Source organism: Klebsiella sp. KE9456 (assembly GCF_043832615.1).
GTDB lineage: Bacteria > Pseudomonadota > Gammaproteobacteria > Enterobacterales > Enterobacteriaceae > Klebsiella > Klebsiella indica.
Genome location: NZ_JBDYQK010000006.1, coordinates 200,471 through 226,265, shown reverse-complemented (window position 1 = coordinate 226,265; position 25,795 = coordinate 200,471). Strand labels below are relative to the sequence as shown.

The window sequence follows — 25,795 nt, the reverse complement described above, 5'->3', positions numbered from 1 at the left end:
TTTCACCACTTACTGGAGAAATCACTATGGCTCAAATGATGAAACGCTGGCAGTTGTCGTCGTTCGGCACTGAAAACCTTCACCTGACTGAAGTCCCTTTACCGAAACCGGGATATAACGAGTTGTTGGTTAAAATCTCTGCGGTCTCCCTTAACTACCGGGATAAACTGGTGCTGGAGGGGAAACTGTTGCCAGACCTGCCGGAAATGCCTTTCACGCCCGTTTCAGATATGGCGGGTAGGATTGTCGCAACAGGCCCCGGCGTGACCCGTTTCCGTACCGGGGACCGGGTCACCGGAAATTTCTGGACGCAGTGGCTGGATGGTGATGCACCGGATGATATGGTCAGGCACGGCCGATCGCTGGGTGGTCCGCTCCCCGGAATGCTGGCTGAATATGTCATACTCGACGAAGATATTGCTGTCGCTTCTCCTGACTCACTGAGTGACGAGGAGGTCTCCACTCTCCCGGTTGCAGCCCTGACGGCCTGGTTCGCGCTTGTAGAAACAGGAAAACTCAAACAGGGGCAGCGAGTGCTGGTCCAGGGAACCGGCGGCGTGGCACTGGCAGGGCTCCAGTTGGCTCAGGCTCTGGGTGCGGAAGTCACCGTCATTTCGCGTAGTGAAGAAAAACTACAGCGCGCAAAGGCGCTCGGGGCATCAGGTCTGGTTAATACCCGCCTGACGCCAGAATGGGCATTGCGGGCTACTGAGTTGTCCGGGGGACGCGGATTTGACCATATCCTGGAACTTATCGGCGGTGACAACCTGCGCCAGTCTGCAGAAGCCCTTGCACCGGGAGGGCGGATTGCTCAGATTGGTTTTCTTAAAGGCGGTGAGATGATTCTTCCTGCCGTGCCATTGATGCTTAAAAGAGCAAATATTCAGGGGATTACCGTGGGCCACCGACGCGCCCTTGAAGAGCTATGTCAGGCTGTTGACCACCATCAAATCAAACCGGTGATTGATAAAATCTACGATTTCTTCGATGCGAGAGCCGCCTTCACGCATCTGGAGAGAGGACCGTTCGGGAAAATCGTCATCCGCATCAGTTGATGATTTAGCATATAAATAGAAAAGGCGACTCTCATCTGGCCTGGGGGGGACATTGCCCCCTCATTTCCTGATGCTCTTTTAACCCGTTCGCATTCAATAAGAGACATACTGATGACCACTTACCTTACCCTGTCTTCAATTATTACCGCGGCTGAAAGGATTAAAAATGCCGTCATTCGTACCCCTACGGTTTTGTCACCGGGATTATCCGATATGCTGGGAAGAAAGGTGTTTCTCAAACTGGAAAATTTGCAAACTGGCGGCTCTTTTAAACCCCGGGGCGTGCTGAACCTGCTTTCCGCTTTCACTGGCAACCTGAAAGAGGGCTGTTTCGCTACCGTCAGTGGCGGCAACTTTGGTATCGCAGTAGCAGAAGCCGCAAAAGCGCTTGATGTAAATGTGACCGTCATTATGCCCAAAACGGCCCCGGCCTCATCAGTTGAAAAAATACGCCATTCGGGTAGCACAGTGCTTATTGAGGCAGATGTCAGTTCCGCGTTTGAACGGGCCAGGAAACTTGCAGAACAGGGATATCATGTTATCGATGACTGTAGCGACACTCTGGTCGCAGAAGGATATGGAACCCTTGCACTCGAACTTATTGCTGACTGCCCTTCATTAACCGATGTATTTGTTGCGGTGGGCGGTGGAGCCATGCTGGCTGGCATCGCAACGGTACTGAAATCCCGTAATCCTGACATCCGCATATGGGGAGTGGAAACCGAGGGGGCCAGTTCGATGTACCACGCGTTAACGGCAGGAAGGCCAGTAAACGTGGACATCACCTCCACCATTTCAACTCTGGGCGTTCCTCGGATCGATCCTCTGATGCTGGAACACGCTCAACGCTACCTTGAAAAGGTCATCCTAGTGTCGGATAGCGATGCTATACAAGGCATGATTTCTTTTGGCGAGAAAGCCAGACAATGGGTTGAACCTGCAACCGGGACACTTATTCCGGCCGCGCGCGCCGTTATCCCCACACTTCCCCGGAACGCGGTTATTGGACTTATCGTATGCGGGGGGAACGTGACATACCCGGAGATGCAGGTATGGACAAAACACGCAGGTATCAAGTAACAATAAAGATATAAAAATGTCATCGGTGATTTTCCCGGGGCACGAATTGTCAGCAATCAGAGCCGACGTCCCGAACGTCGGCTCTGGATTTTGTCCGTGCCATACCACCAGGCATATCTCAGACCGTGCGCCATCTCCGGGTCAACGGCTTTTCAACTTCCACAATCAGGAACATCATAAAACCGATAATGCGGATCCATCATCCCGGCAATCCCCAGCAAAATAACGCCCTGCTGCAAATCCTGATGGGTGAGTTCCGTTTGCCCGTCAGCGGCCGGTTTCCACGCCGCCACCATTCGTAAATAAACAGCGTTACCCACACTATCCGCAGACACCCTCGCATCGTTTTATCCTCAAAGAAAATCACCCTCTGTCATTCTTTCTGGAAGCAAAAACAGGCTTTGCAAATATCCGCAGGTAAAATTTCCCCATCAGATTCAGCTTATTGCCAGTACAGTTAGTGCCCCCTTCCAGGACAGAGAGATCCCCTGTAACGATTTCATTTCCTCTCCTCCGGGATTATGATGGCGGTAATTATCCTTTCTGTTCGCAGTGATTGAGAAATAGATGGACTTCATCAGCATTATTATGTCGGCGGGAAAAAGCTCCGTCGATGTGGCGCTTTACACGCTGCTGCCAATCATGGTTGTCATGCTCATCGTAATGAAATATCTGGAAGTACGCGGGGTGCTGGACGTCATCGTACGCTGGCTCGCGCCGCTGCTGAAGCCGTTCGGCTTAACCGGGATGAGCGCGTTTGCTCTGATCCAGATGAATTTCGTCAGCTTTGCCGCCCCGCTGGCGACGCTGGCCATTATGGATAAACGCGGTGCGTCGGATCGACAGATGGCGGCTACGCTGGCGATGCTTTTCGCCATGGGGCAAGGTAACGTTTTCTATCCGTTAACGCCATTTGGCCTGCACTGGCTGGCCTCTATTGTCATTTCGATCGCTGGCGGGCTGTGTGCCGCCGCGGTAACCTGGCATATTACCGGTCGCAAGCTGTCTACGATTGAGAATCCCCGGTCAGAAGCGCTCCCCAACGCCGAGCAAAATAATCGGGGGATTATCGCCGTGATCAACAGTGCCGGTTCCGACGCCATTCGACTGGCGCTTGGTGCGGTGCCAATGCTGATTTTGTCGCTGGCTATCGTGGGCGTTATGCAAGCCGCAGGCGTGATTGAGATGCTCCAGCACCTCCTGCTGCCGCTGCTGTTGTGGCTGAATATTCCCGTTAACTTCGTGCTACCGGCGCTGGTCAAGTGTGTTGCCGGGGGAACGGCTTATTTTGGCGTGATTTCTGAACTCATTCAGCAGGGTAAGGTGACCGTGAGCCAGATTAACGCCTCCGCCGGGCTGTTAGTTCAGACGTTCGATCTCCCTGGCATCGGCATCTTCCTGGGCGTCAGCTCGCGTTTCGTACGCCTGTTCCGTTTCGCCGCAACCGGCGCCATCGCCGGAATTATCATCCGCACGATTATGCACCTCACGCTATTCTGATCCTGCCGCCTGCGCACGGAGGCAGGCCGCGACGTCAGCCTGAAAGCTACAGGCAATGTGATGGTCAACCCGGGCCATCATCCACGGGAAAAACGGATTGGAGGTGACGCGCATCAGCGTATCCAGCCCGATACTCAGGGTCGACGTTTCCCCGCGCAAAGAAATCGTGCCAATGCTGATCCCGTAGCGATTTTTCTCCACCGGTTCCCGGCCATAGAGCGAATCGCTCAGCGGGAACGGCACCGCGACGTGCGACAATGAATACATATCCTGCGGCCAGGTAATATGCAGCGGCGTCACGGTTTCCGTCCGCGTGCCGGCAAGCGTTGTGCGGGCCACCGTATCATCGGTGTCAGCCGCGGCATTGGTGATAATCGTCGTTGCATAGGGCCGTGGCGCCGACGGTAGTAAGCTGCTCACCGCCGAATAAAGCGAGGGACGGAATAGCGCACGAAGGTTCGCCGCCTGATTAATATCAAAAATCACCAGTTCGCTGCCGTTATCCGGCAAATAGCGATAAAGCGAATCCACCACCGCGCGGGTGCTTACCGTTGAATCCATCACCGACTGAAAAGTTAACACCGGCGCTAATTCAGCCAGCCGTTTGTTCTGCGACGCTTTCACGATCTGCTGCTGCAACGCCTGAGACAACAGCCACGACTGCCTCGCCGCTTTGACCGGAAACGAATTGTATTTATAGGGATTGAATTCCGGGACAATATTAAGCCATGCGGCGCGGGCAAAGGCCGGAAAAATCGAGGGCAGGCCCGCAATCCCGGCAAAACGGGCAAACGCGGTGACGCCAATCATCGGCGACAGCAAAATTATCTGCTGAGGTCGGCGCAACGATTTATCATCCAGACTATCAAGCGCGTATTTCAGCGCCAGCGCCCCGCCGTTAGAGTAACCAATTATGTGCAATGGCACATCGGGCCCCGTCAGTCGCGTCGCTTCCCGTACCGCCAGACGGGTAGTCGCTATCCACTCATTCCGGTCAACGGCGGTCAGCGCGCCAGGTGCGGTACCGTGCCCCGGCAACCTCGGCACCACGGCAACAAATCCCTGCTGCTGATAACGCTGCGCCAGGTACCGTACGCTGTAAGGCGAATCCGTCAGGCCATGGAGCAGCACCGCCGCGCCGCGCGGCTTGCCCTGCGGCAACAGAATAAAAGAACGATTCCAGTTGGGATGAAACTTATCCGGATAGACCAGGCTTTGCGCATAAAAACGGTTAATCGTCGTTTTTTCATCATCATTCAGCGCATCGGTGATCGTGCTTTTCAGATCGCGGAAAATCGCCCCCTCCCGCGCCAGATATTGCGCAAAGGTGGCATGATCTATCTCGCTGGCCGTCATTTCATCTGCGGTCCAGGTATGCCAACGGTGTAGCGCGGGGCCACGCTGTGACTCGTAAATACGCCCAATAAAAAAGACCACCACCACGACCAGCAGGCCCATGAAACATTTTTTCGCCAAAGAGACCATTCTCACGCCCGACTTATTGAGAATCCGGGTAAAGCGCATCATTGCCATATTTTTGTCCGAACTCTCTCTTTTGCACACCCGATTGGCAAATTACGCCGCCCGACACCGATCCTGCAATTCACTTTTTAAACATAGAATAAACCAACCGCCCGTTGTGACGGTCAGAAAAGGGAACCAACATTCATTCTCTCGGGTGTAACGGATCTGCGCTAAACAAACCGCGCGGCGGGGTTAAAAAGAGACCATCCGCGACAAACACGGCCGCCATGGGCGTCGCTGAGGCGCAGTCATCGCCCTCCCCTGCGTCAACTGATTCTAATTTCAGTACTTTTCCTGTTGAAACGGTGAAATTCTCCACCGTCTTTTCCAGTCTGTGACATACTAAGCACAACGTCGGCAGAGCAAAACAAGGAGTAAGTCATGAACCAAAATGCCGCCAGGCTGACCCCAGAACAAGCCCTTACGCAACTTGAAACGCTGTATGAAAAATCGGTCAATGCGCTGCGTAAAGCCATCGGCGAATATATTACTCATAATACGCTCCCCGAGGATAGCGCACGCGCGGAAGGCTTGTTCGTGTATCCGCAACTGTCAGTCACATGGGATGGCGCTGAACATAAAGCGTCAAAAACCCGCGCCTGGGGTCGCTTTACCCACACCGGTTGCTACACCACCACTATCACTAATCCCACACTTTTTCGCGCCTATTTGCTGGAGCAGCTCACCCTGTTGTATCAGGATTATGACGCCTGCATCACCGTCGGATTATCGCAGCATGAAATTCCCTATCCGTATGTCATTGATGGTTCTGAATTAACACTTGATCGTTCCATGAGTGCCGGGTTGACCCGTTTTTTCCCGACCACAGAGCTTTCGCAAATTGGCGATGAAACCGCCGACGGCCTGTTCCATTCGACCGCGTTCTATCCGCTTTCGCACTTCGACGCCCGCCGTGTGGATTTCTCTCTGGCCCGGTTGCGCCACTATACCGGCACCCCGGTTGACCATTTCCAGCCGTACGTGCTGTTTACCAATTACACCCGTTACGTCGATGAGTTCGTACGCTGGGGCTGTAGCCAAATTCTCGATCCCGATAGCCCTTATATTGCCTTATCCTGCGCGGGCGGGATCTGGATCACTGCGGATACAGAAGCCCCGGAAGAAGCCATTTCCGATCTCGCATGGAAGAAGCATCAGATGCCGGCCTGGCACCTGATCACCAAAGATGGTCAGGGGATCACATTGATTAATATCGGCGTAGGGCCTGCGAACGCCAAAAATATCTGCGATCATCTGGCGGTGTTGCGCCCGGACGTCTGGCTGATGATTGGCCACTGCGGCGGTCTGCGAGAAAGCCAGACCATCGGCGACTATGTGCTGGCTCACGCCTATCTGCGCGACGACCATGTGCTGGACGCGGTGCTGCCGCCGGATATCCCGATTCCGAGCATCGCCGAAGTCCAGCGTGCGCTTTATGACGCCACGAAACAGGTCAGCGGCATGCCGGGTGAAGAAGTTAAACAACGGCTACGCACCGGGACAGTGGTCACCACCGACGATCGTAACTGGGAACTGCGCTATTCCGCCTCAGCGCTGCGTTTTAATCTCAGCCGCGCGGTGGCCATCGATATGGAGAGCGCCACCATTGCCGCTCAGGGTTATCGCTTCCGCGTCCCCTACGGCACTCTGCTGTGCGTATCCGATAAACCGCTGCACGGAGAAATTAAACTGCCGGGCCAGGCCAACCGGTTCTATGAAGGGGCCATTTCCGAGCATTTACAGATTGGTATCCGGGCGATTGACCTGCTGCGCGCCGAAGGCGACCATATGCACTCGCGCAAACTGAGAACCTTCAACGAGCCGCCATTTCGCTAATCTCCGACCCATTTCGCGGCAGATAAAACATCGGGTGCCATCCGGTACCCGAACTCAGCATCGCATGTTTCGTCACTCTGGCCTTGCATGCGGCTTTGGCCGCTGCCGATGGGCTATTGCGTTCTTTCGTGTTTGCATCAGAAAAATACCCAATGGCTAATAACCAACATATTCCACAAAAATACATACAAGACTCTTGTATAATATGTTCCTATTGTATTATCTAAATTTTATTACAATATTTTAACACTAAGGAATATCTGCGTCTGGCATCAGTGATTCAACAGGAGTTCATTATGTTTGTTATTCAGGATGTACTCATGATTGGTAGTTTAAACGGAATACAAATCAGAGCCGGGGCTAGCGGCTTTCAGCGTGCAGTAACCACGGTGACAATAATGGATATACCGGAGATTGCAGATTGGCTTAAAGGTGGCGAAGTAGTTATTTCTGGCGTGCTATTTGAACAGTGTTTTTCCAAAGAAATGGTTGATACACTACTGGCAAAAAATGTTGCTGGTATTATTACCAAAGAGAAATTCACACTAAGAATTTCACCAGACATTTTCTCGTGGTGCGATGAGGTTGGATTCCCGATCATGTTAATTCCGGCAAATTATAGTTGGGAAGAAGTAATGAATCCTATACTCAATGCCATTATTCGTAAGCCTTATCATATCATTGAGGAAAGTCAAAAAGTTCACTCTCTGCTGATGAATGCCATGATCGATGGTGTTTCGCTACCGGAAATGTGCTGCCGCTTCCGCTCTGCTACTGGCCTGAGCCACGCAATTACCGATAGTGACCTTTATTTGATCGGTGCATCCGACGATATTAACTGGAAAAACCATACCAGAGAGCTAAGTATTAATCAGCTCAAACCGTCAGCGTTGCATATGCAGACTATGGATAATACCAGAATACAAACTTTTTGTTATTGGGGTAAAATATTGTCCATCCCAGGGAAACAACTATTATTCTACCCTGTCATCCTGAATCATATAAAATATGGCTATATTATTATCTTGCTCGATGATAACGTTGTCGAAATACCGGCCGACGAAACTGTCCGCATCCAACAATATGGTTTATTTGTCGCGTTACATGTAACAAAAATGAGTGAAATAAGTAACGCTACCCGACGCTTTAATCAGCTTATTATGGACCGATTACTTTCGGAAGATAAATTATCTCAACACAGCATTGAAACCATGTTGGCTCCAACAGGTAAGAAAATTCACCGTCAGTATATTGTTGCCAATCTATTGTATAGTAATCCTGATGGTATTAGATCTATTGAATTACAGAACAATCGATTAAATCAGTTTCATGACATTCTGAAAAAACAAATTAGTAACAGCGATCACATTATTACATTCGAAAAGTTCAACTCACAAATAGTCTTAATCCCCTGGCCGAATGATGCTCTTGAATCTCTGATAGCCGATATTCGCAAACTGTTCATTCTTACCACCGGCTATACAAAAATTTATATTGGCATCAGTGAACCTGTAGCCCTGAAAAATATTCGCATGGGGTTTACTCAAGCACAACGAACCGCACAATTTTTGTCATCAACAGCCAGCATCGTACCTTATTACAAGTATCAGGACCTCGGAGTGCTTCGTTTCTTTATCGACAGACAAGAGTATATTTCTGGTTATTTTCTCAAGGAAATGTATGAGACCTACATCAAACCGCTACTTGACTATGATAAAGAACATCACAGCCATCTATTTGATACATTAACAACATGGATTAATAACGATTGTTCAAAAACCAAAACCGAAAAACAACTCTTCATTCATAAAAACACCCTGATTGCTCGGTTTAATACCATCAATAAAATTCTTAACTGCAATATCAACAAGGCAGAAGATCTCTTCAATGTTCAACTGGCGATGAAGATTCATTTGGCTCTACAGCTTGGTCACTTTGATAAAAGCGTGATTTAATTTTATGTTTACTCGCTATATGAATGGCAACATAGATAATTAATCCCGACAGCATTCCATACAGAATAGGGAAAACTGAAGAGGTTCCTAAATGGATAAAGAGAAAAGTCACAACTACGAAGCTACCTCCCAGTGACCAAAGACCGGCCTTGGGACTAAAACGCGTAAGAATAAAACTGGCCAACAACGGAATAAATACACAGCCAGATAGATAGCCATAGCAAATTTTAATTCCCACCAGTACATCGCGGATCCATAGTGCGCAAATCATAACGACAATTCCGATAATGGCAGCAAACAACCTTGTTGCCCAAATGGCCTTTTTTTCAGTTGGTTCTTTATCCAAATAGCTATGGTAGATATCATTATAGAGAATAGTTGATGATGCCAGAATAGTGCCGCTGGCAACAGACATTGTTGCAGCCATTGCCGCTGCGAGTACAATTCCCTTTATACCCGAAGGAAGAAAGTCTATAACTCCCTGCACAAACGCGTTTTGTGGATCGCTAAGTGAGGGTTGCATAATGCAAACACACATGCCGATAATCACTGTTGCAAAAGCATAAACAATACTATAAATCCCTGCACAGAGGGTCCCAGTCTTGGCAACGTAATTGTTTTTAGCCGTAAAAATTCGCTGCCAGATATCCTGACCAATAATAATTCCGGGAACATATAGAACTAGATAGAGCACAATATCTTCTATGCCAATACTGGTAATTGAAAAGTGGGACGGCGGCAAGTTATTGACAAACACATTCCACCCTCCCACCGCCGAAATACTGAAAACCGGTGCAAGAATAATAAAACCAACGGTTTTTATTGCAAATTGAATGACATCTGTTAGGGTCACAGACCACATTCCACCGATAAACGTATAGATAATAACAATCCCTCCGCCTGCAACCATTGATAATGTAAAATTTGTTTGCAGTGTACCACTAATAATTTCACCAATAGCGATTACCTGCACTACACTTAGCGTAATAGTATAAATTAACGTTAGCAGAGTACTGAATAATTTAGCCACATAACCATAGTTTTCCTCAACGATTTCGTTAATACTCAGCGCTTTTAGTTTTGCCAGCTTCGACGAAACCAGTAATCCTGTAACAATAAGCCCAATGCCAATACTCAGATTCAACCAGATGCCTCCGACACCAAACTCATAACCGAGGCGCACGCTGCCCACCGTTGAACCACCGCCTAATGCCAGAGCAGCCATACAACTAAAAAATATCGGCAAAGAAAGTCGTCTGCCGGCAACAAGAAAATCTTCTTTAGAACGAGCAAATTTTAGCGACAATAATCCCACGATGGCAATTCCGAGCAGATAGACAATAATAAACAGATAATCAACCATTGTTAGCATAACTGTTTCCCTTTATCTCTGGCCTCAGTAAATCCCTTAATCTATTTTCCTATAACTCATAATTAAAAAAAGTGAAGCACAAAACACTTTTATTATTCAGCAGTGAGATCACTCGATGTTTTATCAGGAAAACTCGACTGTGGTACCTGTTTTTCCCTCTAATGCCTGTAATGCCTTGTCGAGTGATGTAATAATTGCCCGTCGTTTCGGATATCTATGTACAAACTTTAGTGCTGCCTGTATCTTTGGCAACATGCTCCCCGGAGAAAAATGACCTTCCTTGATATATCGATTTGCTCGTACTAATGTTAATCGGGAAAGATCCCGCTGCTGTGGCGTATTGAAATTTATTGCAACTCTCTCAACTTCGGTGAGTATGAGTAATATGTCTGCATTAAGCTCTTCAGCCAATAGTTCTGCAGCAAAATCTTTATCTATAACAGCAGCCACCCCTTCCAGAGAGCCATCAGTATTTTCAATAACCGGGATACCACCGCCACCGCATGTTATTACTATGGCGGTTTCTGCCATTTTTTTTATCGCATCAATTTCGACGATTCGTTGCGGTAGCGGAGAACCCACGACTCTGCGACAACCCCGTCCGGCATCCTCGCGCATAATATAACCTTTCTCACGAGTGAGAACTTCAGCCTCATGCTGGCTATAAAATGGTCCAATAGGTTTGGATGGCACAAGAAATGCCGGGTCGTTCCGAGCAACTAAAACTTGTGTCGCCAGAGTGACAACTTCCGTTTTACAACCCCGTTGGTTGAGTGCATACCTAAGCGATTGCTGTAAATGGTAGCCAATATACCCCTGCGACATAGCACCGCATACATCGAATGGCATTGGCGGTACAACGTCTTTCGCAGCTTCACAGGCAAGAATAATTCGCCCTATTTGCGGGCCATTACCATGCACGAGGATTATATCATAACCCTGCAGCCTGATATCAGCGATACGCTCACAGGTCTGTTTAATCACGGATAATTGGGCCTCGGCAGTAGGCGCGCTATCCTTAGACTGCAAAGCATTCCCCCCCAGCGCAATAACTATTTTTAGTTTCTCCAGCATGCTTCCCCCTAAACCTCATTAACCAGCCGAAACACATCCATGCAGTGCCCTGTCAAAAAATTAACGATGTTGTCACAGGAAATTCGCTGAAGCTCGGTCATTGATTGGGTTGAATAAAATGCTGAATGCGGAGTGATAATCACGTTAGCCCGTCGGGCTAACGGATGCCCGGCAAGCTGCGGCGTTTCATCATTTAACACATCCAGCCCTGCTCCACGAACTAACCCCCTATCCAGGGCCTCTGCCAGCGCGGCTTCATCGACGCTTAACCCCCGCCCCAGATTCAGGAAAATAGGGTTACGCCGCATTTGCGCAAACTCTTTGATTGTGAAGTAGGCAACATTGGTATTTCCCAGATTCATATGGTTAGTAATCACATCAGCTTTCTGCCAGATATCCTCTGGAGTAACCATTTCTACCCCAATAGAACACGCTCGTTCTGGGGTGACCGCAGGATCGACAGCAATTATCCGCATACCCAATGCTTTAGCGAGACGGGCTACCTGACTACCGATTTTGCCCAAACCGAAAATACCAAGGGTTTGCATCTCAATACGCTCCGGTCTGCGTGGAAAGTCATACCGCCAGCAGTAGTTTTGCTCAATATCATAAGTGTAGGATTTGAGATTCTTGTTCAATGCAAGCATCAACGCAATGGTGTGCTCGGCGACGTCCCTGGTACAGTACTCTGCCACCGGACATATCCCCACACCATGAGCGGTCGCGGCGCTAAGATCGACATTGTCATAACCTGTAGCGTTAATAGACACCACACGCAAATTTTTCGCTCTTGAAAAAAACTGAGCATCAAGGCGAATAAAAGCTGTCAGAAGAGCATCAGCATCAGAAAGCAGGCTAATAAATTCATCACGTTTTTCATCTGTATATTCGTAGATGATAATTTCCGCATCAGGTAATCCCGCCGTCAATATAGTGATTTCGTTGTCATGCAGAGGCATCATGGAATCTTTATAGTCACTTATTACTATCTTCATGCTTAGGCCTCTCTTATTACCGGAAAAGTCATGCAATGCGGCCCGCCACCTGCCTTCAGAATCTGGCAGAGGTCAACTTCAATCACATCAATCCCCAACGCCTTCATTCTGGAGTTAACAGTGACGTTATTTCTAATTGCCATTACTTTTCCCTGTCCCAATGCCTGAACGTTACAACCGTGCCTGAAAACCTGTTCGCTCTCTACCGGAATCACCGTGAAATTACGGCGCCTTAACATTTGCAAGAAGTTATAGGGAAGTTCATGCACCGCAGCCAGACACACTTTTTCAGCAACGATATTAAATACCATGTCCAGATGCAGGTTAGCAGGCGGGCAAGGTACACCAACGACCGTATAACCAAACTTTTCGAGTTGCTCGCGTAAATTAGCGACGCCTGCTTCATCAGTACGATCCACCAGACCAAACGCTAATGTGTGCTCGTCAATCATCCAGAAATCACCGCCTTCAAAACAACCGGCATTGCAACGCGCAATGACCGGAACGCCCTGCTCTTTTAATTTGGCTTCATACACAACAGTTTCCGGCTGACGGGCTGGGTGACGAAAACGACCAATAATCGCGCCTTCTTTGACGCAAGCGCCAAAATCACGGGCAAAGGTTTGCACTTCCATGCTTTTGTCGGGGGTCATTTCCACCACTTCAACACCATTGTCTCTATAGGCGCTAACCAGTTCTCGCCACTCCCGGACCATCAGATCGTTTTGCTCCGTTTCCCCTTTTTCCATCCAGGTCTTGGTAATTTCATTGATCGCATTAAATACATAATATTGAGGGGAACACACTAGCACTTTTTTTAATGTATCAGTTGCATTAGATACAAATACCTGAGACATAATATTAACTCCTTTTTAAATAATCAGAATGAAACTCCACCAATCAAAAATGTACAGGAAATCATGAGCAACAATATCATAAATTTCCAGTTGCTTTTTACCCATTGTCCGTAGCCAATATGTGCAGCCTGAGTGCAGGTCATCACCACAATCGACGTTGGCATAATCATTTTCACTAATCCGAGAGCGATAAGATAAATATCAACCATAATTTCTTCTTTCACGCCTGCAAATACGGCCAGAGGCACCATAATTGGCATCGTAGCAGCGGCTAATCCCGTGGAGCTAGGAATGAATGAAGCGATGACCAGGTAAAAAAGCAGACATACCACAACAAAGACAATTGGGTGCAGGCTACTGAGCGTAACTTCACCAAAGTGCAAAATCGTCGGTGTAATAGATCCATCATTCATAATAACCTGAATACCCCGCGCCAGAGGTACGATAAAGGCCGTGGATACCAGAGTCGCTGCACCTTTAATGATCACATCAATAATCTTATCGATATTCATCCTCATTATATACCCGGAGATAATCGTAGATATGATTAACATCGCATTAATTTCATTAAAAAACCATTGACCAAGAGGCACCATATCTTTGCCAAGAAGAGTTCCCAACCAGGGAATATTCACTAACCACGCGGTAAAGGTTTCAAAAAACGTCCAGTTCGGGTTTAAAGAGGACCATGGAATCAAAGAAACAATCATAATACTGAAGGTCGCGCAAAAGATTGTCAGAACTTTTTTTTGTGCATTCGTCAAAGATGTCTCAGTATTCTCTGCCAAAGGAAACTCTTTCAGATCCTGTTCCCGACGAAAATGCTGTGGAGATTTATGCGGCTCCTTTTTGACCTTGTCCGCATAGCGGCAAATATATATAGAAACCACGCCAATAAAAACAATAAACATTAACATTCGCATGATAATGCCATTACCTGGACTAATTCCAGCGATACTGGAAGCAATTCCCACAGCAAATGGATTGACAATCGATGCCAGACAGCCAGCCTGGGTTCCCAGGACAACAATCATTACAGCAACCATCGTATCCAATCCTAAAGCCAGCACAATGGGAAGGAACATCATTAAGTATACAAAACCTTCTTCATACGCCCCCTGAACGGTACCAAAGATCCCCATTACCAGCACGAGTAGTGAAATCAAAACGTGGTAATTCTGCTGGTTCTTAATTGCGATTCGTTTAAGGGCTATTTTTATTGCCCCTGATTCATCCATCATTTCAAGAAAACTGCCGAACAGCATGATATTTAATGAAATAGCTATAGCACCTGTCACTGATTGGTTGCCGATCATACCAATAATCGGTGCCATAAAAATATTCCATAACCCCTGAGGATTTGCGACCGATTGTGTATAAGTTCCGGATATTGCACGACCAGCCTCATCTAACTGATATTTTCCGCCTGGGATAAACCAGGTTAATATGGCAACAATAGCAATAATAAAGAAAATGATGACATAAGCATTGGGCGATTTTAATTTTTTTTCGGTTTCATCTATTGCAGACATACAATGATTCCTTATTATTATAGCCAGCAATTTTGCTTTCATAGCATGAATAATCGCTGGCTGTAAGGTTACCGTGAACATTATTTATAAAAAAGTCATACACGGAAAATCATTCAGATTGCGAAGAAAATTCCCGAACAATAATCGTGTAACTACAACGCAACAGCTGCGAGGATACCTTTGATGGAATGCATACGATTCTCACCCTGATCCCACACGACGGATTGTTCGCACTCCATAACTTCGTCGGTAACATCGATACCTCGATATGCCGGCAGGCAGTGCATAAAAATAGCATCCGATTTTGCTTTTCTCATCGCCTCCATGGTGACCTGATACGGCTGGAATGCTTTCTTCAACGCTTCAATCTCATCAGGTGCTTGTCCCATACTGTAATGTGACATGCCGTAGACAATATCTGCATCCTTCAACGCAGCGTCAAAATCATCTGTAAAGACAATATTGGCCCCGCTTACCGCTGCACGTCTGCGGGTCTCTTCGAGGATATTTGCGTCTGGGTGTAAACTCGCCGGACAGGCGATAGACATGTCAATTCCCAGCGTGGCACAGGCTATCATCGTAGTGTAACAAACGTTATAGAGATTACCGGCATAACAAAGTTTCAATCCAGGGTAATCGCGCTTTTTCTCTTTAATCGTCATCAGATCGGCAATACCCTGTGTCGGATGGGCCATCGTTGTCAGGCCATTGATAACAGGGGTATCCATCCATTGAGCATATTGTTCTACAATTTCATGACCGAAAGTACGAATGAACAAGCCATCATAGTAACGGTCAAACATGCGTGCTGTATCTTTCAGCGGTTCACCACGTCCGCTTTGAAGTTCATCTGGACGTAAATAAACTGCCGTTATTCCCAAGTCTGCTGCCGCCCGCTGAAAGGCATTCCGCGTTCGCGTTGAGTTCTTCTCAAATAATGCAGCCCACACCTGCCCTTTTAGATACTCATGCGGCTCACGAGCTACCCATTTGCGCTTAAACTCAAGCGACAGATCTACTACAAATTCAATTTCCTCACGCTGCATATCCTTAAATGCCAAATAATCTTTACCTCTTAATTTATTTCTCATCATCTATCCTGCCTATATGTCAGTTTTGGGTTATTGCATTACCGTATAAGCGCCTTCAGGGCTACCATAGGTGATCCCCAGCTGGATTAGCAATTGGCAATAAGTACGTTTTTGGCGGAGATAAATCAGACTTATATACAATTTATCAACCAGACGTATCACGGTAATATTATACCCTTCAGCCTGGATATAATTTATAATAGATTATTAGGTTTCCAGTAAATTCAGATTATCAACGAGTAGATCTCCATTTTCACATGGAAAAATAAGTAAAATAATATAAACCCAGAATATACTGTATCGGTCTGAATTTATTCAGATCCATATTCTGCCATTCATGATTAGGGAGCCATTTTCACTGAGTATCGCATTCCTGTAGCTTATTCAGTGAATAAAACAGATGGCGCCTCAACCAGTTATAACAGGCTGTGCGGTTATAGCGTTCAATATAAGCATTTTACTATGGCTTTCCCGACTGAATAAACTGAATAAAATTGAGGATAACATTTTGTCGTTCAGTCCACATTATCAGTGTGTTATCTGAGTATTCCGATCCGTTGTCGCAACGAATTGATGTAAGTTTTATTTTTTATTCAATCAGTTGCATCATAATTCTGGCTATCCGGCTGAATGAAAGAGAAAATCAACATCTGTTGCCAGTGCTTCCCGATTGAAATCGTCTATAATACTCAGCAGCCGAACTGAGTGGCCATCTGATAACTGGTGGTGCATAAAGTCCATTGACCAGCTCTTGTTACTACCATCAAGGACACTCCGTTGGTTCAGGCTTTTCATATTTCAGCCGTTTTTGGAGTTTTATCTGCATATTCAGCGATAGTTTGCTGTAAATATGGTAAATTCTTTTATAGTTCCAGATAAAGCCTTTCACATTACGAGATACAGATAACACTGACCAAGCCCCAGTTACGATGACTGTCTGTGACGCGTATCAGCCAGTTAGCAATCAGCTAATTTTCCTGGCTCAGTAAACATCTATACCGGTCGCTGACGATAAAAATCTGACTGCCCAAACTGATACGGCTCCCCGGTACACTATCGTATGCTGTGCATCCGCTTCCTGACTGATCGCTATTTGCAAAATAGGCGCTACTTATACCATGTTGATGGCACATCTCCGGAACATCTATTCCAGCTTCAGTCTGTTTAAGGACAGTAATGCTCTGACTGTCAGTGAAGCGTGAACGCTTCATCGAAATTCCCCTGTATTCAGGTTAGGAGAGAATTCTACTTATACCTGCATTGGGTTTTCTGGAGGGATGACCAAAGCTGGTTATCCTTATCGACATGACAAGAAAGTGAGGGAACGCATAGAAAGATCGCAATACGAATAAGAATTTACCGAAACACGAACCGTATTATCATTTCGCCTCGCACCCCTATAACGCCAGTATCGACTGGTCATCATCATTAACCAATAGTGCAATACAAATTTTGATGCCGAAGAAGAAAAAGTGATTTGGGTCACATTAATCACTCTTCCCTGAAATATGACTTTGTATCACCTTTCCGTCTGAGGCGAAGAAATGATACGGATGTCGATACCACGCAATAGGCCCCGTTGCTTTCCCCTCCAGAAAATGAATAAGAAAAATTCCGCCAGCGGAAAGTTGATGTATTTTATGCCAATTAATCAAATACTCTGCTAATTGAGATACGAGCAGTATTGACCATTACCGCATGAGCTTTCGCTTCAGACATCAGAAACGTGACCGGTGAACACCAACGACCAGAATGATCATTTTGCCCTCTCCCTCCGCGAAATTGCTTTTTTTGATAAAAATAAACCCAGAAAGTTGCTATGTTTTTTTTGCAGTACATATAACCCTAATATTATGCAAGCATTCCTTGTTTGCCCGGTAGCCACTGCCGGGCTTTTTTTATCGTATATTGTCCAGATGATTGATAAATTGACAAATTGATGAACGACTTTTTCTGGTAAAAATAATTGTCACAATTGCAATATCTTGACACACAGGATTCTGTAAGCATGCCGTGAATCCATAAGCAGAAAGTAGTGGTTATCTAAATCAATAAAAGGTACAAACAATGGATATTAAAAAAATAGCCGTAGTTATTACTGGGCTTATTATGTCTGGTTCCGCCGTCTCTGCTGAAGTATATAACCAAAACGGAAATAAACTGGACTTTTACGGAAAGGTAAAAGCGCAGCACTATTTCTCGGATGATAAAAACCAGGATGGTGATCAGACCTATGTTCGTATCGGCATTAAAGGTGAAACCCAGATCAACGATCTCATGACCGGGTATGCCCAATGGGAATACCAGTTCCAGGGTAACAATGATGAAGGGACCGGGGCAACCGGCGGGGATAAAACCCGTATGGCTTTTGCCGGGTTGAATTTCTCTGAGTTTGGTTCTGTGGACTATGGTCGTAATTATGGTGTCGCGTATGATATTAGCAGCTGGACGGATATGCTGCCGGAGTTCGGCGCTGATACCTCGACGCAGACAGACGTCTTTATGACTGGCCGTGCTACCGGGGTTGCCACCTATCGAAACAGGGACTTTTTTGGCCTGGTGGATGGGCTTAACTTCGCTTTACAATATCAGGGCAAAGCGGACGACAGCGATCGTTCTGTCCAGAAACAACATGGCGATGGTTTTGGTATTTCTGCTTCGTATGAGTATGCCGGGATTAGTGCCGGTGCATCTTATACCGCTTCAGACAGAAGTAATGAACAGGTCGAAAAAGGGAAAACGTCCGCCTTATACGCTTCCGGGGATAAAGCGGAGTTGTGGAACGTCGGTTTGAAATATGATGCTAATAATATTTACCTGGCTGCCACCTATGCTGAAACCAGGAACATGACCAGTTTTGGTGATGATTATATTGCTGAGAAGACACAAAACTATGAAGTCGTCGCACAATATCAGTTCGATTTTGGCCTCCGTCCGTCAATTGCGTATTTGAAATCTAAAGGCAAAGATTTCAGGAGTTATGGCGACCAGGACTTAGTTGAATATGTGGATGTTGGCACCTATTATTACTTCAACAAAAATATGTCGGCATATGTTGATTATAAAATCAACCTGCTTGACGATAACAACTTCACCAGAACAGCCAACATCAGCACCGATAATATTGTTGGCGTAGGCTTAACATATCTGTTTTAAACTAAGCTAATCGGATTGCCAGTTCCCGTGAACTGGCAATTTTGGAGGCATAATGGAAAATTACAGAGGAGAATGTTTTTGCGGGAGCGTTCATATCTCAATCAAACTCGGTTATCTGAACATATACTCCTGCTACTGCCATGAGTGCCAGAAACATACCGGCGGGGTATTTATGTTTGTTAAGGCAAAAAAACGCCCTGATGTGTATCCCGGTACGGAAAGTCTGAAATCATTTTACACAGCGTCTCATGGATATAGATTTTTCTGCGCCGAATGTGGCGGATTACTATTCATTCAAGGGAATAACGAAGCTGATTTTTTAATTCCTGTCTCTGTTCTGGATTTCACCGCCGAACAAAAATGCCGCATGATGTTGATCGATGAGCTGCAGCATCATTTAAGACCAACATTCTTCCGTTTGTATGGCAGATTTTTGTGATATCCCCGTCATACTTCAAGTTGTATCTGCGCGGACTTTGTTACCAGGCTCATCCATAAGCCTTGCCCTGACGGGTCGCCGCGTGATTCGGCCAACGGACTCATCCCTTGCGGGTTCCGCTCATCGGCTGCATCACCAGGCTCATCGCCGCAGGCAGAACCGTCAGCGTGACCAGCGTCGCCACCAGCAACCCGCCGATAATGGCATACGCCATCGGCCCCCAGAAAACTTCCGTTGAAATCGGGATCATACCCAGTATCGCGGCACAGGCCGTGAGCAAGATTGGCCTGGCCCGGTGTTCTGCCGCAACGATAATCGCCGCCTCGTAGTCCATACCTTTGAGAATATTGCTGTCCACTTCGCTGATCAGAATGACTGCGTTACGAATGATTATGCCTGCCAGCGCAATAATACCCAGTAATGCCACAAATCCCATCGGCGTACCGGTCGGCAGCATCGCCAGCACAATGCCGATGAGCCCAAAGGGTGCCATCAGCAGGGCCAGCAGCATGCGTGAGAAACGCTGCAGCTGTATCATCAACAATACCAGCATGACAAGCAGCGTCACCGGCAGCACGGCGTACACCGAATTGTTGCCTTTATTTGATTCCGCGACCGTACCCCCCTCCTCTATCTGATAACCTGGCGGCAGCGAGGCGCGTATCCGGTCGACGACCGGCTTCAGCTGTTGTGACACCGACTCCGCCCGCATCCCCGGCGCCAGATCGGTCTGCACGGTAATATAGGGCAGCCGTTGACGCCGCCAGATAACCGGGTCATCCACTCCCCATACCAGCGTCGCCACCTGGCTGAGCGGAATTTTCTCTCCCCGGTCATTGGTCAGCAACATATCTGACAGCGTCGAGATATCCTGACGCGCCTTGTTATTCCCTCGCAGCACGACATCGATCAGACGGTTACGGTCACGTACCGTGGTTACGGTGGTGCCCGACCAGACAGTATTGAGCATCTGCGAAATACTCTGCGACGAAACACCGGCTGCCCGGGCAGCCGTCTGGTTAACCTTGAGGGTGATAACCCGCTCCGGCTCACCCGCCGTGAGGTTTACCTCGCGCGTGAGCGGACTGTCGCCCAGGGCCGATGCCAGGGAATGGGCTATCGCCTGAACGCGCCCGTAATCCGGTCCGGTGATGCGGTATTTCACCGGCCAGCCAACCGGCGGGCCCAGTTCCAGCGGCGAAACGCGGCTAGTGATGTCGCTAAACTGCCGGGCCAGCAGATCTTCGAGCTGCTTACGGAGACGATCGCGGGCCCGGAGATTTTTCGCCACCACCACCAGTTGGGCCGTATTTTCATTATCCAGCAGAACATCCATCGGCAGATAGAAACGTATTGCTCCGGAGCCGATGTAGCTGGAAAAATGGTCCACATTCGGGTTATGGATTAATGCCTGTTCCAGACGTGCGGTCTGTCGCCCGGTTTCCGTTTGCGAAGCGTTTGCCGGCAATGTCAGGCTGACCAGCAGTTCCGGCCTGTCAGACGTGGGGAAGAATTCCCCCTGCATAAAAGTGGTGCCATAGGCGGACAGCGCCAGCAGGCCAATCGCCGTTCCGAGCGTCAATAGTCGGTGACGCAGCACGGCAAGCAGCAGGCGATGATATCCGCGCCGCAGCCTGCCCGGGCTGCCGTTTACATGGCGGTTGTTCAGTTTTTCCGGCAAGATCCAGACCCCGGTCAGCGGGGAGAACAGGATGGCGACTCCCCATGAACAGAGCAGTGCGATCAGCATCACCGCGAAGAGGGTAAAACAGTATTCACCGGCGCTCGAAGCCGCAAAGCCGACCGGAATAAATCCGGCGATCATCACCAGCGTGCCGGTGAGCATCGGAAAAGCGGTGGTTTCAAAAGCGTACGTCGCCGCCTTCCACCGGGAGTCTCCGGCTTCCAGGCGAGAAACCATCGTTTCCACGGTAATCATCGCATCATCGACCAGTAATCCCAGCGCGATAATCAGTGCCCCCAGTGAAATACGCTGCAGGCCAATACCCGCGAACATCATGCAGGTAAAGGTCATGGCCAGCACCAGTGGTATGGCGGCGGCCACCACCAGACCCGCCCGCATACCCAGTGAGACAAACGACACGGCCAGCACAATAATGATCGCCTCAATCAGCACCCTGACGAATCCGCTGACCGCCTGCGCGACCACGGCGGACTGGTCCGCCACTTTCACCATCTCAATACCGTGCGGCAACTGCTGGCCGATCGCGCCCATACGCTCATTGAGGGCGCGGCCAAAGTCGGTCATATTACCGGTCGCGGCCATGGAGATCGCCAGCCCGATAGCTGGCTCGCCGTTTACCCGGAAGAGCGGCGTCGGCGGCTCCGCCGGTTCGCGCCGGATAGTGGCAATGTCGGTTAGCGGAATATAGCGCCCATTGATATGCAGCGTCACCGCGCGCAGGCTCTCCTCCGAAGTCAGCGCGCCGCTGACCCGCAGAGCCACATTCTCTCTGTCGGTACGCAGAATACCCGACGGCACAACATCGTTTTGTTCCTTCAGCGCGTCACTGACCTGCTGAAGATCAAGTCCCATACCGGCAAGTTTGCGCGGAGAAAAGGCAATGACCATCTGCTCTTCCTGCACACCGATAAGCGTGATTTTGCCGATATCCGGCAACGACATCAGGCTACGGCGGATATCCTCCACATGGTCGCGCAGTTCACGGGAAGTAAACCCCTCAGCGGTGAAACCGTAAATGGTACCGTAGGTATCATCAAATTCATCATTCACGGCAGGCCCCTGCACGCCAGAGGGCAGCGAGGATGCAATATCCTGCATTTTTTTACGCACCTGATACCAGATCCCGGCCACCTGACCGGGCGGGGTATCGTCACGCAGATTGACAAAAATTACCGACTGACCGGCGTGCGTGTCACTCTCCACATAATCCAGATAGGGGATTTCCTGCAGTTTTTTCTCCAGCGTATCGGTTACCAGATTAACCGTATCCTGGATGTTAGCGCCGGGCCATTGCGCCGATACCACCGCGGTTTTAATGGTAAAGGCCGGGTCTTCATTACGCGGTAATTGTTCATAACTCATGATGCCGGTGGCCATCACCAGCAGCATAAAGAAAGTCATAAGCTGCTGATGGTTCAGCGCCCAGGCCGACAGATTGAAGGCGTGCTTCAGGGATCCCTGGCTCATTCACGCCCCTCCCCGAAGATCACTTTTTCACCCTGACGAAGTTTGCTGACGCCAGCCGTGACCACCGCCTCTCCCGGATGGACACCTGACGTCACCAGAATGCCGGTTGCGGTATAGCCGCCGAGCGTCACCGGTCGCAGCTGCAATTGCTGACTGGTCCTGTCGACCACGAACACCGCGGGCTTGCCATTCTCCCTGGTCAGGGCCGAGGCCGGAAGCAACATCATGGCCGGTCCGCTGCCGGGTAATTCGACGTTGACGCTGGCGCCCAGCGCCATCGCCGGAGGAGGATTATCAAGGGTGATGCGAACGCGCCACGTCCGCGTCTGCGGATCCGCCTGCGGGCTGATATCGCGGAGGCGGCCGCTGGCGCGGATCGCCGGATCGGCGATTAACGCTACGCTGAATGTACCGCTATTGTGGGAAAACACCTGCGGATCCGCCACGTCTATAATGGCATCTCGTCCGTTGCTGGCCGCCAGCGTCACTACCGTCTGCCCGGCGCTGACCACCTGTCCCGGTTCCGCGCTCACCCCGGTCACGATGCCGGCTGACGGCGCAATCAGATGCGTCCAGTTCAGATTTTCCCTGGCCGTATTCAATGCGGCTTCGGCGCTCTGACGCCGTGAGACTGCCGTCTGCCAGTCCGAGCGGGCCGAATCCAGCTGCACGCGGGCAATGGCCCCGGAAGGCATCAGCGCACTCATTCGCCGTAGATTAAGCGCAGCCAGGCGCTCTGCGGCCCGGGTGCTGTCCAGATCGGCGCGAGCGCTGTCGAGCTGATTCTGAAAAGTGCCACTCTCCAGCGTGCCGAGCGTCTCGCCAGCCGTCACCGGGTCACCCACATCAACCGGGCGCGTCAGCAAACGTCCGTCAAGGCGAAACCCGAGCGTTACCTCATCGTGCGGACGGATTTCACCGGTCTGAGTGAAAATGCTGCTCCGTGAGGGTGGCGGCGCCAGAATAGTTCTGACCGGCCGCGGCGCAGGTGGCGTCTTTTGTGGCTTATCGCCGCAGGCGGTTAAAACCAGGATAACCGGCAGCGCCAACATACCGTAACAGAGCGATGCCGGAAGGTGCGGTGTAGAGAGGAGGCGAAATATCTGTCGCAGGCAGTCGGACAGACCGGGAAAATTTTTCGTCATGACGGCGCTCCTTAACAAAGTCACGGTCATTAAACCGAAACAGTGTCAGGATTGATCCCTGCATTCTGTCAGGAAACTGTCAGGACGCCAGGTTTATTCCCGCGCCTTTCCACCGGGCAGCGTAATAATAATAACCAGCCCGCCGCTTTCTCCCTGTCTGGCTTGAATACCGCCGCCGTGTGCCGCGCAGATCCCTCTGGCTATGGACAACCCCAGGCCGCTGCCGCCAGAGTGCCGCGCCCGCGAAGACTCTCCCCGGGTGAAGCGCTCAAACATCGCCGGCAGAAACTCTGCCGGTACGCCCGGCCCGTGGTCACGGAAAATCATCTCGCATCCTGCCGACGTCTTGCGGGCCACGGCCGTCAGCACGCCCCCCTCTGCCGCATAGCGCAGGGCGTTTTCCATCACAATCGTGACCACCTGTCCCAGCCGAACCGGATCAACCTCGCACAGGCACGGAGCCTGCGAGGCAACGGTGATAACCATACCCACGCTCTGCGCCTGTGGACTCAGCCAGATAGCCCGTTCACGCAGCAGCGCGGTAAGGTCGGTTACCGATTTATGCAGGCTAAGTTGACCGGCGTCGGCCAGCGACAACAAGTGCAGTTCATCCGTTAACTGGCGAAGGAGCTGCAGTTGCTTCATCACCATCGCCAGTTGCTTCGGTTCCGGAAGGAACACACCGTCCATCATCCCCTGCAGACGACCGATGGCCGCCGTCAACGGCGAGCGAAGCTCGTGGGCCATCGCCACGTGGGAAGCCCGCAGTTCCCGCTCGTAGCGGGCCAGTTGCATCATCATGGCATTGAAATCCTGGGTAAACCGCGCCATTTCCAGCGGCGTGTTATCCACCGGCGCCGCCCGGGCGGTAAAATCGCCTTTGGAGACCGACCCGGCAGCCGTAGCCAGGTGGCTGAACTGGACGGACAGCGGCCTGGCGGCGCGCAGCCCCAGCACCACAATGAAAGGAATGATGACCACCACCAGGATGCCCACCGTCAGCCAGTCCGCGGAAGCGATTGAGGGATCGGAATAACTGATCCCCCACCACGCATCGACAATTTCATGAAAGCGGGCCGGATTGGTTTCCGGATGCAGGCGTAACAGCGCAAACTCGGCGCGCAAGGCCGGTGGCATATGGTGCTGTATCCACAGGCTCTCCACGGCGAAACGCAGCCACATGCACAGCGCAATCACCACCACGGAACCGACAGCCAGCGCCAGAATTCGCACGCAAATCCAGCGCCACAGGGTCTGCTGCTGTAATGTCTTCATGGCTGACGGAACCGGTAGCCTACGCCCCGGACGTTCACCAGCACATGATGAATACCGGCCGTTTCCAGTTTTTTACGCAGGTTATAGACGTGAGTGTCGACCGCTCTTTCCAGCGCATCGCTTTCGGGCAGGCAGCGCTCCAGTAGCTCCTGACGTGAAAATGGGCGCACTGGCGCCGCCATCAGCGTCGAAAGCAGGCTGAACTCTGTCGGGGTGAGTTCCAGCGCCTGCCCTTCTCCGTCTGCTGAACGGATCATCGCCGTCATCATCGCCGTGTTGACCTCCAGGCCCTGCCAGCGTAAAGCACGAACCTCAGGCTCCTGGGTCGCCCTTCTCAGCACCGCCTGCACCCTTGCCACGACTTCGCCCGGGTTATAGGGTTTGACCACATAATCATCGGCGCCGTAGCGCAGGGCGCCGATTTTATCCGGCGCATCTCCCATCGCTGTCACCATAATAACGGGGATATTGCCTTTGCGCCGTATGGCTGCCAGAACTTCGGTGCCATTCATCCCCGGCAGCATGACGTCAAGAAGAATAAGATCCGGAGTGAGTCGCTGGCTCATTTCCAGGCCTGAAGGACCGTCGCCCGCCACCCACACTTCATAGTTTTCACGTCGCAGATAGGCGTCGAGTACATCCGCCGCATCCGCATCATCTTCAATAATCAGTATTCGTTTTCCTGACATTGCTGGCACCCTGACCGTTTCTTCATAAAGCCCTGACAGTTTACTGAC

General features: G+C 49.8%; 18 protein-coding genes and 2 pseudogenes. 7 read left to right on the top strand and 13 right to left on the bottom strand.

Features of this window, described 5'->3' with window-relative positions:
* Positions 1-26 precede the first annotated feature (26 nt).
* Both ABK821_RS08480 and ABK821_RS08475 read left to right on the top strand, forming a co-directional pair.
* Positions 27-1,055, top strand: coding sequence for an NAD(P)-dependent alcohol dehydrogenase (locus ABK821_RS08480; RefSeq protein WP_138361539.1), 1,029 nt, complete (start codon positions 27-29; stop codon positions 1,053-1,055).
* A 111-nt stretch (positions 1,056-1,166) separates the two neighbouring features.
* Positions 1,167-2,135: a threonine/serine dehydratase gene (locus ABK821_RS08475; protein ID WP_142501535.1), complete on the top strand. Its 969-nt coding sequence runs from the start codon at positions 1,167-1,169 to the stop codon at positions 2,133-2,135.
* 191 nt (positions 2,136-2,326) lie between these two features.
* Here the strand turns inward: ABK821_RS08475 and ABK821_RS08470 are convergent.
* A pseudogene (locus tag ABK821_RS08470) lies at positions 2,327-2,437 on the bottom strand (hypothetical protein); the annotation flags it as partial.
* Positions 2,438-2,702: 265 nt separating this feature from the next.
* On the opposite strand from ABK821_RS08470, the gene ABK821_RS08465 reads away from it, so the two are divergent.
* Complete coding sequence (locus ABK821_RS08465; protein ID WP_138361542.1) at positions 2,703-3,635, top strand: nucleoside recognition domain-containing protein; 933 nt, start codon at positions 2,703-2,705, stop codon at positions 3,633-3,635.
* Here the strand turns inward: ABK821_RS08465 and ABK821_RS08460 are convergent.
* Positions 3,627-5,168, bottom strand: a complete 1,542-nt coding sequence (locus tag ABK821_RS08460; RefSeq protein ID WP_395033916.1) for an alpha/beta hydrolase — start codon at positions 5,166-5,168, stop codon at positions 3,627-3,629. The two genes, ABK821_RS08465 and ABK821_RS08460, sit on opposite strands and share 9 nt — an antisense overlap.
* Before the next feature lie 372 nt (positions 5,169-5,540).
* On the opposite strand from ABK821_RS08460, the gene ABK821_RS08455 reads away from it, so the two are divergent.
* Entirely contained in the window at positions 5,541-6,995 is a 1,455-nt protein-coding gene (locus ABK821_RS08455) for an AMP nucleosidase (protein ID WP_343178769.1), read from the top strand.
* A 296-nt stretch (positions 6,996-7,291) separates the two neighbouring features.
* A complete protein-coding gene (locus tag ABK821_RS08450) occupies positions 7,292-8,950 on the top strand; it encodes a PucR family transcriptional regulator (protein ID WP_343178770.1) in 1,659 nt (552 codons plus the stop codon).
* On the opposite strand, the gene ABK821_RS08445 is transcribed toward ABK821_RS08450, so the two are convergent.
* From ABK821_RS08445 to ABK821_RS08415, 7 genes and pseudogenes are all read right to left on the bottom strand, one after another.
* Complete coding sequence (locus ABK821_RS08445) at positions 8,880-10,322, bottom strand: sodium:solute symporter (protein ID WP_343178771.1); 1,443 nt, start codon at positions 10,320-10,322, stop codon at positions 8,880-8,882. The genes ABK821_RS08450 and ABK821_RS08445 overlap by 71 nt on opposite strands.
* 123 nt (positions 10,323-10,445) lie before the next feature.
* Complete coding sequence (gene arcC / locus ABK821_RS08440; protein WP_343178772.1) at positions 10,446-11,396, bottom strand: carbamate kinase; 951 nt, start codon at positions 11,394-11,396, stop codon at positions 10,446-10,448.
* Positions 11,397-11,404: 8 nt separating this feature from the next.
* A complete protein-coding gene (locus ABK821_RS08435) occupies positions 11,405-12,391 on the bottom strand; it encodes an NAD(P)-dependent oxidoreductase (protein WP_343178773.1) in 987 nt (328 codons plus the stop codon).
* 2 nt (positions 12,392-12,393) lie between these two features.
* A complete protein-coding gene (locus ABK821_RS08430) occupies positions 12,394-13,248 on the bottom strand; it encodes a dimethylarginine dimethylaminohydrolase family protein (protein WP_171034893.1) in 855 nt (284 codons plus the stop codon).
* A 23-nt stretch (positions 13,249-13,271) separates the two neighbouring features.
* Entirely contained in the window at positions 13,272-14,780 is a 1,509-nt protein-coding gene (locus tag ABK821_RS08425) for a YfcC family protein (protein WP_138361550.1), read from the bottom strand.
* 152 nt (positions 14,781-14,932) lie between these two features.
* On the bottom strand, positions 14,933-15,871 hold the full coding sequence (gene argF, locus ABK821_RS08420) for an ornithine carbamoyltransferase (protein WP_343178774.1): 939 nt from the start codon (positions 15,869-15,871) through the stop codon (positions 14,933-14,935).
* Between the two features lie 253 nt (positions 15,872-16,124).
* Positions 16,125-17,082: pseudogene (locus tag ABK821_RS08415) on the bottom strand (DDE-type integrase/transposase/recombinase).
* 856 nt (positions 17,083-17,938) lie between these two features.
* Between ABK821_RS08415 and ompC the strand changes: the two are divergent.
* Both ompC and ABK821_RS08405 read left to right on the top strand, forming a co-directional pair.
* Positions 17,939-19,027, top strand: a complete 1,089-nt coding sequence (gene ompC / locus ABK821_RS08410) for a porin OmpC (protein WP_138361551.1) — start codon at positions 17,939-17,941, stop codon at positions 19,025-19,027.
* Between the two features lie 52 nt (positions 19,028-19,079).
* Complete coding sequence (locus ABK821_RS08405; RefSeq protein WP_138361552.1) at positions 19,080-19,466, top strand: GFA family protein; 387 nt, start codon at positions 19,080-19,082, stop codon at positions 19,464-19,466.
* A gap of 100 nt (positions 19,467-19,566) precedes the next feature.
* Here the strand turns inward: ABK821_RS08405 and ABK821_RS08400 are convergent, their stop codons facing one another.
* The 4 genes from ABK821_RS08400 to ABK821_RS08385 form a co-directional block, all read right to left on the bottom strand.
* Positions 19,567-22,638: an efflux RND transporter permease subunit gene (locus ABK821_RS08400; RefSeq protein WP_142501537.1), complete on the bottom strand. Its 3,072-nt coding sequence runs from the start codon at positions 22,636-22,638 to the stop codon at positions 19,567-19,569.
* Complete coding sequence (locus tag ABK821_RS08395; protein ID WP_343178775.1) at positions 22,635-23,783, bottom strand: efflux RND transporter periplasmic adaptor subunit; 1,149 nt, start codon at positions 23,781-23,783, stop codon at positions 22,635-22,637. The genes ABK821_RS08400 and ABK821_RS08395 overlap by 4 nt, the downstream gene beginning before the upstream one ends.
* Positions 23,784-23,876: 93 nt before the next feature.
* Complete coding sequence (locus ABK821_RS08390) at positions 23,877-25,058, bottom strand: cell wall metabolism sensor histidine kinase WalK (RefSeq protein ID WP_138361555.1); 1,182 nt, start codon at positions 25,056-25,058, stop codon at positions 23,877-23,879.
* Complete coding sequence (locus ABK821_RS08385; protein WP_138361556.1) at positions 25,055-25,747, bottom strand: response regulator; 693 nt, start codon at positions 25,745-25,747, stop codon at positions 25,055-25,057. Before ABK821_RS08385 ends, ABK821_RS08390 begins: the two co-directional genes overlap by 4 nt.
* Positions 25,748-25,795: the final 48 nt, after the last annotated feature.

What these genes read in the sequence shown, in the direction of transcription:
- ABK821_RS08480 (WP_138361539.1), top strand. Translation starts at nt 27, where the DNA reads ATGGCTCAAATGATGAAACGCTGGCAGTTGTCGTCGTTCGGCACTGAA.
- ABK821_RS08475 (WP_142501535.1), top strand. Translation starts at nt 1,167, where the DNA reads ATGACCACTTACCTTACCCTGTCTTCAATTATTACCGCGGCTGAAAGG.
- ABK821_RS08465 (WP_138361542.1), top strand. Translation starts at nt 2,703, where the DNA reads ATGGACTTCATCAGCATTATTATGTCGGCGGGAAAAAGCTCCGTCGAT.
- ABK821_RS08460 (WP_395033916.1), bottom strand. Translation starts at nt 5,168, where the DNA reads ATGGCAATGATGCGCTTTACCCGGATTCTCAATAAGTCGGGCGTGAGA.
- ABK821_RS08455 (WP_343178769.1), top strand. Translation starts at nt 5,541, where the DNA reads ATGAACCAAAATGCCGCCAGGCTGACCCCAGAACAAGCCCTTACGCAA.
- ABK821_RS08450 (WP_343178770.1), top strand. Translation starts at nt 7,292, where the DNA reads ATGTTTGTTATTCAGGATGTACTCATGATTGGTAGTTTAAACGGAATA.
- ABK821_RS08445 (WP_343178771.1), bottom strand. Translation starts at nt 10,322, where the DNA reads ATGCTAACAATGGTTGATTATCTGTTTATTATTGTCTATCTGCTCGGA.
- arcC (WP_343178772.1), bottom strand. Translation starts at nt 11,396, where the DNA reads ATGCTGGAGAAACTAAAAATAGTTATTGCGCTGGGGGGGAATGCTTTG.
- ABK821_RS08435 (WP_343178773.1), bottom strand. Translation starts at nt 12,391, where the DNA reads ATGAAGATAGTAATAAGTGACTATAAAGATTCCATGATGCCTCTGCAT.
- ABK821_RS08430 (WP_171034893.1), bottom strand. Translation starts at nt 13,248, where the DNA reads ATGTCTCAGGTATTTGTATCTAATGCAACTGATACATTAAAAAAAGTG.
- ABK821_RS08425 (WP_138361550.1), bottom strand. Translation starts at nt 14,780, where the DNA reads ATGTCTGCAATAGATGAAACCGAAAAAAAATTAAAATCGCCCAATGCT.
- argF (WP_343178774.1), bottom strand. Translation starts at nt 15,871, where the DNA reads ATGAGAAATAAATTAAGAGGTAAAGATTATTTGGCATTTAAGGATATG.
- ompC (WP_138361551.1), top strand. Translation starts at nt 17,939, where the DNA reads ATGGATATTAAAAAAATAGCCGTAGTTATTACTGGGCTTATTATGTCT.
- ABK821_RS08405 (WP_138361552.1), top strand. Translation starts at nt 19,080, where the DNA reads ATGGAAAATTACAGAGGAGAATGTTTTTGCGGGAGCGTTCATATCTCA.
- ABK821_RS08400 (WP_142501537.1), bottom strand. Translation starts at nt 22,638, where the DNA reads ATGAGCCAGGGATCCCTGAAGCACGCCTTCAATCTGTCGGCCTGGGCG.
- ABK821_RS08395 (WP_343178775.1), bottom strand. Translation starts at nt 23,783, where the DNA reads ATGACGAAAAATTTTCCCGGTCTGTCCGACTGCCTGCGACAGATATTT.
- ABK821_RS08390 (WP_138361555.1), bottom strand. Translation starts at nt 25,058, where the DNA reads ATGAAGACATTACAGCAGCAGACCCTGTGGCGCTGGATTTGCGTGCGA.
- ABK821_RS08385 (WP_138361556.1), bottom strand. Translation starts at nt 25,747, where the DNA reads ATGTCAGGAAAACGAATACTGATTATTGAAGATGATGCGGATGCGGCG.